The following is a 14,908-nucleotide window of genomic DNA, read 5'->3' as shown; positions in this document are numbered from 1 at the left end:
TGCCTGAACGAAATTAGTTAATACTGGCCGTATTCACGACGACGACCGGGGACCACCATGGCTGGGATGTTGACGGCGGATCACTCCGCACTGCAGGGCCACATCGGCGCGGCGGCGCCCGACACCGCACGACGCGTCGAGGAGGTCGGCTATGCCGCACTGCCCGGCGTCGTCAGCGCCCGATGGCTGGACTCGGCCCGCAGTCTGGCCACCACGGTCAATCGCCCCGACGCCCAAGAAGTACTGCTCGAAGACATGACCGCGGGTGACGGCGAGGCGATCGACGCGTTGCTCGCGGACCCGGAACTGGCCGACTTCCTCGAGTCCGTCGCTACTCGCCTGCACCCGAGGTCGGACCCCGACGACCGGCACGTCGACGTGTCACTGCGAATCATCAACGGCCCCGACGAGGGCGAGCAGCCCCTGTGGTTCCACTACGACGCCACCGTCGTCACCGTGGTCTTCCCCATCGAGATACCCGCGACCGGAGGGGAACTGGTGCTGCACGCCAACCGCCGACCGTTCCGGCGCCTGGTGCTGACCAACATCGTCGAGAAGATGGTGATGCAGAGCAACGCCTACCGGCGTCGCTTCCACGCGGGCGAACCGACCGCGGTGTCACTGGTTCCGGGCAACGCGTACGTGTTCTCGGGCTACCGGTCGTACCACGCCACGCTGCCCTGCCCGGTCGGCGCCAAGCGCATCACGCTGATGGTGCACTACAAGGACGCCCACGGCGGCAGCAAGACGCTGCGGGGCGCGAAGTCGCTGTACCACCGCGTGGCCAGCGCCTGAGCAGCTGAGACCTACTCCGCCTCGGCCAGCCGGGTCTTCAGCGCGTCGAACTCGTCCTTGATGCCCGTCGGCAGCTTCTCGCCGACGAACTCGAACCACTCCTCGATCAGCGGCACCTCGTTGCGCCACTCGTCGACTCGGACTGCCAGCGCCTCGTCGACGTCGGCCGCATCGACGTCCAAACCGTCGAGGTCCAGGTCGGCCGCGGTCGGGACGATGCCGATCGGCGTGCTCTTGCCGTCGGCATGGTGCTCGATGCGCTCGACGGCCCACTTGAGCACGCGGCTGTTCTCACCGAAGCCGGGCCACAGGAACCGGCCGTCGTCGCCGCGGCGGAACCAGTTCACGAAGAACACGGCGGGCAGCTTCGACTCGTCGGCGTTCTTGCCGAGGTCGATCCAGTGCTGGAAGTAGTCGCCCACGTTGTAGCCGAGGAACGGGAGCATGGCCATCGGGTCGCGACGGACCGTGCCCACCTTGCCCTCGGCAGCCGCAGTGGTCTCGGAACCCAGCGTGGCGCCGATGAAGACGCCGTGCTGCCAGTCGCGGGCCTGGGTGATCAACGGGACGGTGGTCTTGCGACGGCCGCCGAAGAGGATGGCCGAGATCGGCACGCCTTGCGGATCGTCCCATTCGGGGGCGAGCGTCGGACACTGCGAGATCGGGGTGCAGTAGCGCGAATTGGGATGCGCTGCCTTGGTTTCCGTCTCCCGCAGGACCCAGTCGTTGCCCTTCCAGTCGATCAGGTGGTCGGGTTCGCCCTCGAGGCCCTCCCACCACACGTCACCGTCGTCGGTCTTGGCGACATTGGTGAAGACGGTGTTGCCACCGGCGATGGTCTTCATCGCGTTGGGGTTGGAGTCCCAGTTGGTGCCCGGCGCGACACCGAAGAAGCCGAACTCGGGGTTGGTCGCGTAAAGCCTGCCGTCCTTGCCGAATCGCATCCATGCGATGTCGTCGCCGACGGTCTCCGCGCGCCAGCCCGGGATGGTCGGCTGCAGCATCGCGAGGTTGGTCTTGCCGCACGCCGAAGGGAAGGCCGCGGCGATGTAGTACGACTTGTTCTCCGGCGAGATCAGCTTGAGGATCAGCATGTGCTCGGCGAGCCAGCCCTCGTCGTGGGCCATGGCCGAGGCGATGCGCAGCGAGTAGCACTTCTTGCCGAGCAGGGCGTTGCCGCCGTAGCCCGAACCGAAGCTCCAGATCTCGCGGGTCTCGGGGAAGTGGCTGATGTACTTCGTGTCGTTGCACGGCCAGGGCACGTCCTGCTGGCCCGGCTCGAGCGGAGCGCCGATCGAGTGCAGCGCCTTCACGAAGAAGCCGTCGTCACCGATCTTGTCCAGAGCGGCCTTGCCCATCCGGGTCATGGTGCGCATGGACACGACGACGTACTCGGAGTCGGTGATCTCGACGCCCAGCTTGGGGTCTTCGGCCTCGAGAGGACCCATGCAGAACGGAACGACCCACATGGTGCGGCCGCGCATGCTCCCGCGGTAGAGGTCAGTCATGAGGCCGCGCATCTCGGCGGGGTCCATCCAGTTGTTGGTGGGACCGGCGTCGATCTCGCGCTGGGAGCAGATGAAGGTGCGGGACTCGACGCGCGCGACGTCGGACGGGTCCGACAGCGCAAGGTAGGAGTTCGGCTGCTTCTCCTGGTTGAGCTTCTGAAAGGTGCCCGCCTCGACGAGCTGCTCTGCGAGACGCTCGTACTCTTCCTGCGAGCCGTCGGCGAAGACGACCCGGTCCGGCTGAGTGAGTTCGGCGACCTCGCGAACCCACGCCAGAAGGCCCTCGTGCTTGGTCGGTGCGTCGTCCAGACCCGGAATGGTCGCTGCGGTCATGTGAAACTCCCCGTTCGCGGTGTTCCATCGAGATTAACTTGGGTGACATACCCGCGGTTAATTGGGACTATGTCCGATCGCTCACAGGAACGATTCAGATTCAGCGGACTCGGATTTTATTCCTTCTCATTGGTGTCCGTCACGCCCCGAGCCGGTGACCCGCGCCCGCCGGCGGCCGTCATAAGCGCAACCTCGACGGTCAGCAGCCTGCTCGCGACGACCGCCTCGCAGTGCGAGCGCACCGCAGCAGCGACGTCGACGGCCCACCTGTCGAGGACCGCGCGGGTATGCAGCAGGTTGCGGACCGCGATCAACCACACCGTCACGATGACACCCATCAGCGCGCCGCCGAGGACGCCTGCCGAGATCGGTCCGCCTGCGACCTCCGCGAGCAACCTGCCCGACGCGAGCCCCGCCCCCAGCCCGAATCCGGCACCGAGCACGCCGGTCAACTGGTTCTCCACGCGCCGCGACGTCGACACCGGCGCGGGGAGGCGCACGGCGGGCGCGCCCGCACCGTCGAAGTGGGCGTGCGGACCGGCCAGTGCCCGCGCGTTCCGCTTCACCCGGTCGTCGACGTCGTCGATCAGGGCGGTCGCCGCGGCGCGCACGCGGGCCTCGAAGTCGGCGGCGCCACGACGGGGCACCGACGCGGCGTCGGTCCGCCACCGGCCGGCCGCATCGGAGCACTCGCCCCGCACCCATTGGACGAGGCGCAGTCGTGACTGGTGCACCGCCGCCCGCCTCGCCGCCGCGCCGCCCGTTTGTCGGGACGACGGCCGGCCGCGTGCCTCTTCGAGGAGCCGCAGTGAGCCGCGGACGATGTCGGCGCTGCACGAGCGGTGCAGCGGGACGACCCGGCCGCGTCCGTAGCGTCGCCAGTGCGTGGCCCGGCGTCGATGCGCATCCCGGTCGTCCCCGCGGTCGACGGGCAGGCCGGCAGCCTCGACCACCGCGACCGCGGCGGTCATCCGGAGCAGCGTCGCGGCGTCGCCGTGCGACCAGTCGAACAGCTCCTCGTGTCCCGAGCGCAGCGCCTCGCACCGCATCTGCACGAGGGCGTCACACAGTCGCCGATACCGCACTTCGTCGTCCAGCCCGCCGGTCGCCTCGTCGGGGATTCGCAGCCCTGCGATGACCGGCACGAGACCGGGCGCACCCCGACCAGCGAAGCGCTCCAGCTGGTCGGCGAGCAACGTCAGCACGTCGGTCGCGGCAGGTGGCGTGCCCGGGGAACCCACCTCGTCATCGTCGCACCCGCGCAGGAGCGTCCCGAGCACGAATTCGGACGCGCCGACGCCGCGCCCGAAGGCAACCATTGGGTATCAATCTGCACCACGATGCGGGTACTCCCAGTCGCATGGGTGACGATGGATCAATGCATGCCCAGCGCGAGGACGCCGATTCCGACGTCGACCTCGCCGCGACGGCGCACCGCTTTCCCCGCGTGACCAGCTTCCGGTCCAGGCACGCGGCGCTGTCCGACCGCCAGCAGGAGACGTGGGAGCGGCGCTGGCCCGAACTCGGCACCGAACCCAGGCACGCCGACGGCACGCCCGTCGGACCCATCGACACCGCGGCGTGGTTCGGCCGGACGGCACCGCTGGTTCTGGAGATCGGATGCGGGGCGGGTATCTCGACGCTGGCGATGGCGATCGAGGAACCGCACCTGAACGTCATCGCCGTCGAGGTCTACAAGAAGGGCCTGGCGCAGCTGCTCGGCGGCGTCGACCGCGAGGGCCTGAGCAACGTCCGATTCGTCCGCGGCGACGGCGTCGACGTGCTCGAACACATGCTCACCCCGGGATCGCTGACCGGCGCGCGGGTGTTCTTCCCGGACCCATGGCCGAAGAGCCGCCACCACAAGCGGCGGCTCCTGCAGCCGCCCACGGTCGCGCTGATCGCCGACCGGCTCGCACCCGGCGGCGTGCTGCACGCCGCGACAGACCATGCCGACTACGCAGTGCAGATCGGTGAGGTCGGTGACGGCGAGCCACTGCTTCGACGCATCGACCAGAGCCGCATCGACGCCGGCGATCTACCCATCTCCGTACGACGGCCCGAGACGAAGTACGAGGCGAAGGGTCTACGCGCAGGAAGCGCGATCACGGAGTTCGTGTGGGAAAGGCGGGCCGGCCGATGAGCGCTTGCGCGAAGAGAAACCGGTGAGCATCACCGAGGACGTGACCGACGAGCAGGCCGACCAGCGGACGGCCGCACCGGTGGTGCCCCAGCGCGTGCTGCTGGTCTGGGACGCTCCCAACCTCGACATGGGCCTCGGCTCGATCCTCGGCGGTCGGCCCACCGCGGCGCACCGGCCGAGGTTCGACGCGCTCGGCCGCTGGCTGCTGTCGGAGACCGCCGACCTCTCTGCCGCCCGCGCCGCCGACGACCAACAGCCCGCGCTCGAGCCCGAGGCCACGGTGTTCACGAACATCGCACCGGGCAGCGCCGACGTGGTGCGACCCTGGGTCGAAGCGCTGCGCAACGTGGGGTTCGCGGTCTTCGCCAAGCCGAAGATCGAGGACGACAGCGACGTCGACTCGGACATGCTGGCGCACATCGCACTGCGCCGCAGCGAGGGTCTGGCCGGCCTCTACGTGGCGTCGGCCGACGGCCAGGCGTTCCGGCTTCCGCTGGAGGACATCGCCCGCGACGGCGTCAACGTGCACGTCCTCGGATTTCGTGAACATGCCAGTTGGGCGTTAGCGTCGGATACCTTGGAGTTCGTCGACCTCGAGGACATTCCCGGGGTCTTCAGGGAGCCGCTGCCGCGAATCGGCCTTGATTCGCTGCCCGAGCAGGGGGCATGGCTGCAGCCATTCAGGCCGCTGTCCGCACTACTGACCTCTCGGGTCTGACAACTCAATGCAGCCCGAGGCAAAGTCTTGATACGAATCGTGAGGAGCTGAGCGTGTTCGCTTGGTGGGGTCGAACGGTGTACCGATTCCGATACGCAGTCATCGGAATCATGGTCGCACTGTGCCTTGGTGGCGGCGTGTACGGAATCAGCCTTGGTTCCCACGTCACGCAGAGTGGTTTCTACGACGAGGGCAGCCAGTCGGTGCACGCGTCGCTGGCCGCGGACGCGGCCTACGGCCGTGACACGTCCGGCCACATCGTGGCCATCTACACAGCGCCAGACGGCAAGACGGTCGACGACCCGGCCTTCCAGAAGAAGGTCCTCGACAACCTCGCAGAACTCGAACGCGAACACCCCGACCAGGTCCTGCGGACCATCGGCTACTTCAAGAGCCCCGAACTGCTCAAGAACATGGCCGACGAGGACAAGCAGCGCGCCTTCATGTCGGTGCAGCTCAAGGGCGACAACGACGACGCGATCCTGAACAACTACAACAAGAACGTCGGCGAGGACGGCAAGACCGTCAAGGAAGCCCTGAACATCGATGGCATCGAGGTTCAGCAGGCAGGCCTGCAGCCGCTGGCCAGTGAACTCACCGGCACCATCGGCGAGGACCAGAAGCGCGCCGAGGTCGCCGCGATCCCGCTGGTCTGCGTCGTCCTGTTCTTCGTGTTCGGCGGCGTCATCGCCGCCGCGCTGCCCGGCATCATCGGCGGCCTGACGATCGCCGGCGCGCTCGGCGTCATGCGTCTGGCTGCGGAGTTCATCCCCGTGCACTTCTTCGCCCAGCCGGTGGTGACGCTCATGGGCCTTGGCATCGCCGTCGACTACGGCCTGTTCATGGTCAGCCGGTTCCGAGAGGAACTCGCCGAGGGGTACGACACCGAAGCGGCAGTACGCCGCACGGTGATGACCTCGGGCCGCACCGTCATGTTCTCCGCGGTGATCCTCGTCGCCTCGTCGGTTCCGCTGCTGCTGTTCCCGCAGGGCTTCCTGAAGTCGATCACCTACGCGATCATCGCCTCGGTCATGATCGCGGCGATCCTGTCGATCACCGTGCTGGCCGCCGCGCTGGCGATCCTCGGCCCGCGCGTCGACGCGCTGGGCGTCAAGACGCTGATCAAGTTCGCCGAGCCCGACCCCGTCGCCGGGGATCCCTCGGTGCAGAAGACCAACACCTTCGCGCTGGCGTCGATACCGCTGGGTCTGCTGGTGCCGCCCGTCGGAATCGCGCTCGGTCACATCGCCCGCAAGCGAATCAAGCAGACCGGTGAGCAGGGCGCCAACCTCGCCCTCATCGGTCAGGTCATCGGCTACACCGCGCTGTACGGCGCGATGGCCTACGGCGTGATCGCGCTGCGGGACGCCGACGTCATCGGCACCGCCGTGTACTGGATGCTGATGGGCATCGTCATCTTCCTCGTGGTGGTGACGTTCGGCCTGGCGCTGGCGCGGTACGTGCCGCTGGCCCGTAAGCCCATCGTGTGGTGGCTGCATTGGCTTGCCGAGAAGACGCAGAAGAACAAGACGCGCGCCGAGGTCGAGAAGGGCTTCTGGGGCAAGCTCGTCAACCGCGTGATGAAGCGGCCGGTCGCCTTCGCCGCGCCGATCGTGATCTTCATGATCATCCTGATCATCCCGCTGGGCCAGCTCGCGCTCGCGGGCATCAGCGAGAAGTACCTCCCGCCGGACAACTCGGTCCGTCAGGCCCAGGAGCAGTTCGACCGGACCTTCCCCGGGTTCCGCACCGAACCGCTGACCATGGTCCTCGAGAGCGACGACGGCGAACCGGTCACCGACCAGCAGATCGCCGAGGTCCGCGCCAAGGCCATGACCATCCCCGGGTTCATCGAGCCCGAGGACGACCCGACCAAGATGTGGCAGGAACGGTCCTACCTCGACGGCGCGTCGAAGAACCCGGACACTCGGGTGATCCAGAACGGCCTGGTGAACCGCGCCGACGCCGCCGACAAGATCGACGAGCTGCGCGCCATCCCGCCGCCGCGCGGCATCACCGTGTCGGTGGGTGGCACGCCTGCGCTGGAGCAGGACTCCATCCACAGCCTGTTCGACAAGCTGCCGCTGATGGGCCTGCTGCTCATCACGACCACGACCATCCTGATGTTCCTGGCGTTCGGGTCGGTGGTGCTGCCGATCAAGGCCGCGTTGATGAGCGCGCTGACCCTCGGTTCGACGATGGGCGTCCTCACCTGGATGTTCGTCGAGGGCCACGGGTCCGGGCTGATGAACTACACGCCGCAGCCGCTGATGGCGCCGATGATCGGCCTGATCATCGCGGTCATCTGGGGTCTGTCGACCGACTACGAAGTGTTCCTGGTGTCCCGCATGGTGGAGGCCAGAGCACGCGGGATGTCGACGGCCGAGGCCATCCGCATCGGTACCGCGACCACGGGCCGGCTGATCACCGGCGCGGCCCTGGTCCTCGCGGTCGTCGCAGGTGCATTCGTCTTCTCCGACCTGGTGATGATGAAGTACCTGGCGTTCGGTCTGCTGCTCGCGTTGCTCCTCGACGCGACCGTCGTCCGAATGTTCCTGGTGCCCGCGATCATGAAGATGCTTGGCGACGACTGCTGGTGGGCGCCGCGCTGGATGAAGCGCCTGCAGGAGCGACTCGGCCTCGGCGAGACCGAGCTGCCCGACGAGCGCAAGCGGCCGACCGTGCGCGAGCGCGAGCCGGACGAGGCCCTGGTCGGTGCCGGTGCACCCGTGCGGCAGCGACCGCCGCACGATCCCGGACATCCCGACGGCGGCGGCAGTGGTGGTGGCACCCCGGTGCCGCCGCGACCGCTGCCCCCCGGCCCGTCACGCGGTGGCCGCATCCCGCCGGCGCCGCCTGCCCCGCCACGAGTGAACCCGCCGTCGGCGACCGGCACCACGCGCATCCCGACGCCCGCAGGCGCGGGTGCCACGTCCGGTGAGGCTCCGACGACGCGCTTCGCCGCGCCGACGGAACCGCCGGTCGACGCTCCGACCACGCGTACACCGCGCGTCGACCCCGCCAGGGCCGGCGTGCCACAGGCACCGCCCGCGGTTCCGACGCCGTCGCGCCGGGCCGAGCCTGCCCGCTCGAATCGCGAGATCGAGTCGTGGCTGGGTGAACTCCGTGGCGGCGCTCCGGCGCAGCCGTCGGCCGAACCCACGCGGACGATGCCCGAGCAGCGGCCCCCGCAGCCCGAGCGGGACGAGCCGACGACCGCGATTCCCGCACCGCGCAAGCAGGACCCTGAGTCGACCGAGAAGATCGACACGCGGGAAGCGGCGGCAGAGGACGAGCGCAAGCGCCGTGGCGGCGGCATGAGCGCGGCCGACCTGCTGCGCCGCGAAGGCCGGATCTAGCGGCTCGGCGGTTTCCGTTCGACGTCATCGGCGTCGGCCACGATCGGTGGACCCGACTCGGCCTCGAGGATCGCTTCCTCGGCGGCCGGGTCGGTGGCCAGCAGCACCCGCACCGCGCTGTTGAGGAACGCGACGATGGGCACGGCGAGCAGGGCCCCCACGATGCCTGCCAGCACGCCACCGGTGGCGATCGCCAGCACCACGGCCAGTGGATGGATCGACACCGCGCGGCCCATCACCAGCGGCTGCAGGACGTGGGCCTCGAGCTGCTGCACGGCGATGATCAGACCGAACGTGATCAGGGCGTAGACCCAGCCCTTGGCGATCAGCGCGACGATGACCGCCAAGCCTCCGGTGAGCACCGCACCGACCAGCGGGATGAACGCGCCGAGGAACACCAGCGATGCCAGTGGCAGCGCCAACGGGATGCTCATGATGGCGAGACCGGTTCCGATGCCGATCGCGTCGACCAGCGCCACCAGGAACGTCGCGCGCACGTAGCCGATCAGCGAGTGGAAGCCCGCCCGGCCTGCGTCGCGAACGCGGCTGCGGACGGTCGTCGGGAAGATCAGCGAGACGAACGCGAAGATGTTGCGGCCACCGTGCAGCAGGAACACCAGCGTGAAGAACACCAGCAGCGCGCCGGTGACGATCTCCGCGATCGTGCCCGCCGTGGAGAACGCCCCGCTGGTGAGCTTGGCCTGGTTGTCCTTCAGCGCCTGGATCGCCGCGTCGGATGCACTGCGCACCTGGTCGTTGCTGAAGTGGGCGAACACACCGCTGGACAGCGCCTGCCGGAAGTTGGTGATGCTGCGCGTGACTTGCTCGACGAGGGCGGGCGCACCCGCGATGAACTGGCTGACGACGAACGTGAGTAGTCCGCCCACGACGACGATCCCGGTCAGCAGGACGACCGCCACTGCGGCACCGCGGTTGAGGCCGCGCCGGTCGAGGCCGTCGACGACCGGCAACAGCATCGCCGCCACCATCGTGGCGAGCAGCACCGGCACCACGATCAACTCGAGCCGCGACACCACCCACAGCAGTGCGAGCAGCGCACCGAGGATCACCAGCACCCGCCACGACCAGGCGGCGGTCTTGCGGACCAGCGGGTGCACCGCCGCGTCCGCCGCCGAATCCACCGAGAACTCGCCCGACGCACCCCGTGACATGGCGGAAGCGTAACGAGTGAACTCGCCCCGACGCGGGACGCTTTGAGCCGGGCATCCCGCCGTTACCCTGTAGGGCGTGTCGCACGACGCGCCGGCCGGCGACGCTCCCCAGGAGAGCCGCCCGCGCGGGAAGTACTGGTGGCTGCGCTGGGTGCTCATCGCCCTCGCGGTGATCGTGCTGACGGTCGAGATCGTCCTGGTGTGGGACCAGCTCGCCAAGGCGTGGAAGAGCATCCTGACCGCGGACCCGCGGTGGGTGCTCGCGTGCGTGGTGGCCGCCATGGCGTCGATGCACAGCTTCGCCCAAATCCAGCGGACGCTGCTGCGGTCGGCAGGCGTCCAGGTCCGGCAGTGGCGCTCGGAGGCCGCGTTCTACGCGGGCAACGCGCTGTCCACGACGATGCCGGGCGGGCCGGTGCTCTCGGCGACGTTCATCTACCGGCAGCAGCGCATGTGGGGCGCCTCGCCCGTGGTGGCGTCCTGGCAGCTGGTCATGTCCGGCGTGCTGCAGGCCGTCGGTCTGGCGCTCCTGGGCCTCGGTGGTGCGTTCCTGCTCGGCGCGAGCAAGAACCCGCTGTCGCTGATCTTCACGCTCGGCGGGTTCGTCGCACTGCTGCTGCTCGCGCAGTCGGTCGCGGCCAACCCGCAGCAGATCGAGGGCATCGGCGCCAAGCTGCTGTCGTGGGTGAACTCGTTGCGCAACAAGCCTTCCGACACCGGGCTGGAGAAGTGGCGCGAGACCCTCGAACAGCTCGAGTCGGTGAGCCTGAGCCGCCGCGCACTGGGGACGGCATTCAGCTGGTCACTGTTCAACTGGATCGCCGACGTGGCCTGCCTGGCGTTCGCCGCGTACGCCGCGGGTGGCCATCCGTCGCTGGCGGGTCTAACGGTCGCCTACGCTGCCGCCCGTGCGGTGGGAGCCATACCGCTGATGCCGGGCGGGCTCCTGGTCGTGGAGGCGGTGCTCGTGCCCGGCCTGGTGTCGAGCGGGATGACGTTGGCGTCGGCCATTTCCACGATGTTGATCTACCGTCTGGTCAGCTGGATCTTCATCTCCGCCATCGGCTGGGTCGTGTTCTTCTTCATGTTCCGCACCGAGAAGGACATCGACCCCGACGCCGCCGACGCAGAATCCGACGAGACGCCTCGCGGCGACGCCCAACCCGAAGCCGTTCGCGAATCCGAGTCACGGCGTGATCGTGACCCCTAGGATCAGTCGATGAGGCATCCCGCGCGTCGCGTCACCGCCCTGCTCGCGGTGTTGTCGCTGCTCACCGCCTGTTCCGGCGGCAGCGAATCGTCAACCCCTGCAGCGGATTCCGGGTCACCATCCACGTCGACTGCGCAGGTTGCCGAGGCCGAACCGGCAGTGGCGACACCCATGCTGGCGCGCGTGCTGTCGGCGCCCATTCCGGTGCCCATGACCGACGGCAAGGTCCATCTCGCCTACGAGCTCGACCTGACCAACGCGCTGGGCCAAGACCTCGATCTACGGTCGGTGACCGTGAAGGCCGGCGACCGGTCGCTGCTGACGCTGTCGGGTGACGACCTGGCGGCGCGCACCCGAATCCTCGGCGACGCGGCCAAGCCGACGAGAACGTTCGGGCTCGCGCAGAGCGGCATCGTTTGGCTCGACGTCGTCATCGACGGCGCCGAGGGCAGCAGCACACCGGCTGTCCCGCAGGAACTCTCGCACACCATCGACGTCGGCCTCAGCAAGCCCATGCCGCCGCTGCTGCCCGCGACCATGGTCGTCGACGTCGCACCCACGACCGTCTCCACCAACGAACCGGCGGTCATCTCCCCGCCGCTCGACGGTGCGGGGTGGTTGGACGGCAACAGCTGCTGCGACATGACCGCGCACCGCATGGCCCTCAACCCGCTCAACGGCGAGCTCTGGGCGGCCGAGCGCTTCGCCATCGACTACGTGCAGCTCAGCGCGAACGGCACGATATTCGGCGGCGACAAGTCCAAGACCGAGTCCTATCCCTTCTTCGGCGCCGACATCCACGCGGTGGCCGACGGTCCCGTGGTGTCGGTGCTCGACGGGCTGCCCGAACAGGTGGCTGGCACGGCGCCGACCGGCCTGCGGCTCGAGGAGTACGGCGGCAACCACGTGGTGCAAGACATCTCAGGGGAAGGCACCGACAAGAGGTACGCGTTCTACGCGCATCTGAAGACCGGGTCGGTGAAGGTGAAGCCCGGCGACCAGCTCAGCACCGGCCAGGTACTCGGCAATCTCGGCAACTCGGGCAACACCGACGCGCCGCACCTGCACTTCCACGTGATGAGCACGCCAGACCCGCTGCGCGCCGACGGCCTGCCGTTCGTCTTCAATACGTTCAGGCTCGACGACCGCATGGCCGATCAGGCCGCGCTCGACCCGCTGCTCGATGGCCGACCCGCACCCATGACGCCGGGGTTCACCGCCCGCGACGAGACCAATGTCAGCCCACTGGTCCTGGACGTGATGACCTATGACCTCGGCTAGACGCACCGTCGCCGCCGCACTGCTCGCCGACGCCGTCTGCGTGGTGGTGTTCTGCACCATCGGGCGGCGCAGCCATGCCGAGGGCCTGAGCATCGCGGGCGTCGCCGAGACGGCGTGGCCGTTCCTCACCGGAACGGCGTTGGGCTGGTTGGTGATTCGCGGCTGGCGGCGACCCACCACGCTGACGCCGACGGGCCTGGCGGTGTGGCTGGCCACGGTGGCCGTCGGCATGGCGTTGCGCAAGGTGTCGGGTCAGGGCACTGCGGTCAGCTTCGTGGTGGTCGCTTCGCTCGTGACCGGAGCCCTGCTACTCGGCTGGCGTGGCGTCGCAACGATCCTCGTTCGGCGCCGACCAACTCGACTCGATCGGTGACCTCGTCGGCGTCGGCAGACGTCGACACCGTCAGTGTGGCACGCAGGCCGCCCATCGGACCGTGGGACAACGCGATGCTGCCGCCGTGCAGTGCCGCCTGCTGCGCCACGAGCGCGAGGCCAAGACCCGAGCCGCCCGCGGTCGCGGTGCTGCCACGGGCGAACCGGCCGAGCACCGCCTCGTGTTCCTCGGCGGGCAACCCGCGCCCGTTGTCGTCGACGACGATGACCATCGAGGACCCGGACGGGTAGGCCGACAGGACGATCCTCGTCGCCTCGCCGTGCGCCACCGCATTGCGCACCAGGTTGTCCACGGCCAGCCGCAGCCCGCCCGGCCAGCCCCATACGGACCCGACGTCCTCGCCCACCTCGACGACGATCTCCACGCCGTGATGGGCGTTCTCGCGCGCCACCCGGTCGAGCAGGTCCGTGACGTCGATGGCCTCGCGGTCCTCGGCCTGCGCGAGCTGCCCCGACGCCAGTTGGCCGAGCGCGGTGATGATCGCCTCGACGCGGCGTTGCGCACGCGACAGGTCCGCGACCACCTCATCGCGCTCGTCGGCGGGCAAGTCGTGGATGCGCAGCGTGTCGAGGTCGGCCCGCATGGCGGTCAGGGGCGTGCGCAACTCGTGGGCGGCATTGGCGGCGAAGTCTTGGGCGGCCTGCAGGCTGTTGGTCGTCGCCTGCTGCGCGGCGGCCAGCCTGCTCAGCATGCCGACCATCGCGTCGGAGAGGTCCTCGGCCTCCCGGACGCCCTTGACCGGGTCGATCTTCTCGGTGCCCTTGCCCAACCGCAGCGTCTGCGCGGTCAGCCGGCGCAGCGGCCGGATCGCAGGCCCGGCGAGCAGCCACCCGAGCCCCGCGGCGATCAGCACGGTGCCCACCCCGACCGCCGTGTAGAGCGGGATCCGCGCGCGGCTCAACAGGATGCTGTCGGCCCGGATGCCCACCGACATCAGCACGCCGCCCTGCTGGTCGACCGGGATGGTGCGCACCCGGTAGTCGAGCCCGTTCACCTCGACGGTGTCCGTACCCGGCGGCAGTTGCGGCAGCTGGAAGCCGCGCTGGAACACCACCTGTCCGGTAGTGCGCGACCGGCCCGTGGTGAGCACGCCGCGGGTGGAGTCGCTCTGGTCGGGATACACGCTGGCGTCGACGATCGAGTCGAGTCGCCGATCCAGTTGCGCCGCATCGTTGTTCGCCAGGACGACCGAGGTGAGGACGGTGAACACCGCAACCACCGCGGCGGCGGCTGCTGCCGATGCCAGTGCCACCCGGGTCCGCAGCGACGCCGAGCGGAGGAACCGAGGGAGCTGCACTGCTACGGGTCGGCGCGCAGGACGTAACCGATCCCACGCACCGTGTGGATGACCCTGCTGTGCCCGTCGCGTTCCAGCTTGCGCCGCAGATAACTGATGAAGACGTCGGCGACGTTGGTGTCGACGTCGAAGTCGTAACCCCAGACCAGCTCGAGCAGGCGTTGCCGGGTCAGGACGACGCCGGCATTCTCGGCCAGCACGGCAAGCAGGTCGAACTCGCGCTTGGTGAGGTCGGCGCGTTCACCGTCGACGAACACGAGACGCCGTGCCGTGTCGATGGTCAACGATCCGACGGTCATGCTGTCCGACGACTGCTCGGAGTGCGTCGACCGGCGCAGCAGCGCATGCAGACGCGCGACGAGTTCGCCGAGGTCGAACGGCTTCGTCAGGTAGTCGTCGGCCCCGGCCTCGAGTCCGGCGATCCGGTCGTTGACGGTGTCGCGCGCCGACAGCACGCAGATCGGGATGTCGTTGCCGAGCGCGCGCAGCGCTGTGACGACCGCGACGCCGTCGAGTTCGGGCATCTGCACGTCGAGCACGAGTGCGTCGTGGGTCTCGGTCGACAGCAGCCGCAACGCTTCCTTGCCGTTGGACGCGACGCGGACGTCGAAGCCGGAGTGTCGCAGCCCGCGCGATACCGACGTACGGACGTCCGGGTCGTCGTCGACCATCAAGACCATCCGGCCGGAGCCGTCGGG

The 14,908-nt window shown here is 68.9% G+C and carries 12 protein-coding genes; 7 read left to right on the top strand and 5 right to left on the bottom strand.

The features are described 5' to 3' along the window. Window positions 1–66 precede the first annotated feature (66 nt). Window positions 67–795, top strand: a complete 729-nt coding sequence (locus LOK44_RS25250; protein WP_237572839.1) for a hypothetical protein — start codon at window positions 67–69, stop codon at window positions 793–795. An 11-nt stretch (window positions 796–806) separates the two neighbouring features. On the opposite strand, the gene LOK44_RS25245 is transcribed toward LOK44_RS25250, so the two are convergent. After that, window positions 807–2,636: a phosphoenolpyruvate carboxykinase (GTP) gene (locus tag LOK44_RS25245; protein WP_237572838.1), complete on the bottom strand. Its 1,830-nt coding sequence runs from the start codon at window positions 2,634–2,636 to the stop codon at window positions 807–809. A gap of 116 nt (window positions 2,637–2,752) precedes the next feature. Beyond that, a complete protein-coding gene (locus LOK44_RS25240) occupies window positions 2,753–3,955 on the bottom strand; it encodes a hypothetical protein (protein WP_237572837.1) in 1,203 nt (400 codons plus the stop codon). Between the two features lie 41 nt (window positions 3,956–3,996). Between LOK44_RS25240 and trmB the strand changes: the two genes are divergently transcribed. The 3 genes from trmB to LOK44_RS25225 are packed head-to-tail and all read left to right on the top strand — an operon-like array spanning window position 3,997 to window position 8,856. Beyond that, window positions 3,997–4,779 carry a tRNA (guanosine(46)-N7)-methyltransferase TrmB gene (gene trmB, locus LOK44_RS25235; RefSeq protein WP_372481319.1) on the top strand — a complete coding sequence of 261 codons (783 nt, stop codon included), beginning with the start codon at window positions 3,997–3,999 and terminating at the stop codon, window positions 4,777–4,779. Window positions 4,780–4,801: 22 nt separating this feature from the next. Further along, a complete protein-coding gene (locus LOK44_RS25230; RefSeq protein ID WP_372481318.1) occupies window positions 4,802–5,497 on the top strand; it encodes an NYN domain-containing protein in 696 nt (231 codons plus the stop codon). A gap of 53 nt (window positions 5,498–5,550) precedes the next feature. Further along, window positions 5,551–8,856, top strand: a complete 3,306-nt coding sequence (locus LOK44_RS25225; RefSeq protein WP_237572835.1) for an MMPL family transporter — start codon at window positions 5,551–5,553, stop codon at window positions 8,854–8,856. Here the strand turns inward: LOK44_RS25225 and LOK44_RS25220 are convergent. Then, window positions 8,853–10,028 (bottom strand): AI-2E family transporter, encoded by a 1,176-nt coding sequence (locus LOK44_RS25220; protein WP_237572834.1) that lies wholly within the window; start codon window positions 10,026–10,028, stop codon window positions 8,853–8,855. The two genes, LOK44_RS25225 and LOK44_RS25220, sit on opposite strands and share 4 nt — an antisense overlap. Window positions 10,029–10,104: 76 nt before the next feature. Here LOK44_RS25220 and LOK44_RS25215 point away from each other — a divergent pair, with 76 nt between their 5' ends. Genes LOK44_RS25215 through LOK44_RS25205 form a run of 3 tightly spaced genes read left to right on the top strand, consistent with a single transcriptional unit; the run spans window position 10,105 to window position 12,892 of the window. Further along, window positions 10,105–11,238 (top strand): lysylphosphatidylglycerol synthase transmembrane domain-containing protein, encoded by a 1,134-nt coding sequence (locus LOK44_RS25215; protein WP_237572833.1) that lies wholly within the window; start codon window positions 10,105–10,107, stop codon window positions 11,236–11,238. A 9-nt stretch (window positions 11,239–11,247) separates the two neighbouring features. Then, window positions 11,248–12,519, top strand: coding sequence for a M23 family metallopeptidase (locus LOK44_RS25210; RefSeq protein ID WP_237572832.1), 1,272 nt, complete (start codon window positions 11,248–11,250; stop codon window positions 12,517–12,519). Beyond that, complete coding sequence (locus LOK44_RS25205) at window positions 12,506–12,892, top strand: DUF3054 domain-containing protein (protein WP_237572831.1); 387 nt, start codon at window positions 12,506–12,508, stop codon at window positions 12,890–12,892. The genes LOK44_RS25210 and LOK44_RS25205 overlap by 14 nt, the downstream gene beginning before the upstream one ends. Here the strand turns inward: LOK44_RS25205 and LOK44_RS25200 are convergent. Beyond that, entirely contained in the window at window positions 12,786–14,210 is a 1,425-nt protein-coding gene (locus LOK44_RS25200; protein ID WP_237572830.1) for a sensor histidine kinase, read from the bottom strand. The genes LOK44_RS25205 and LOK44_RS25200 overlap by 107 nt on opposite strands. Window positions 14,211–14,212: 2 nt before the next feature. Then, window positions 14,213–14,890 (bottom strand): response regulator transcription factor, encoded by a 678-nt coding sequence (locus tag LOK44_RS25195; protein WP_237572997.1) that lies wholly within the window; start codon window positions 14,888–14,890, stop codon window positions 14,213–14,215. Window positions 14,891–14,908 lie beyond the last annotated feature (18 nt).

The sequence above is a fragment of the Mycolicibacterium lacusdiani genome (genome assembly GCF_021916785.1).
Lineage (GTDB): Bacteria > Actinomycetota > Actinomycetes > Mycobacteriales > Mycobacteriaceae > Mycobacterium > Mycobacterium lacusdiani.
This window is presented reverse-complemented; position numbering and strand designations above follow the sequence as displayed.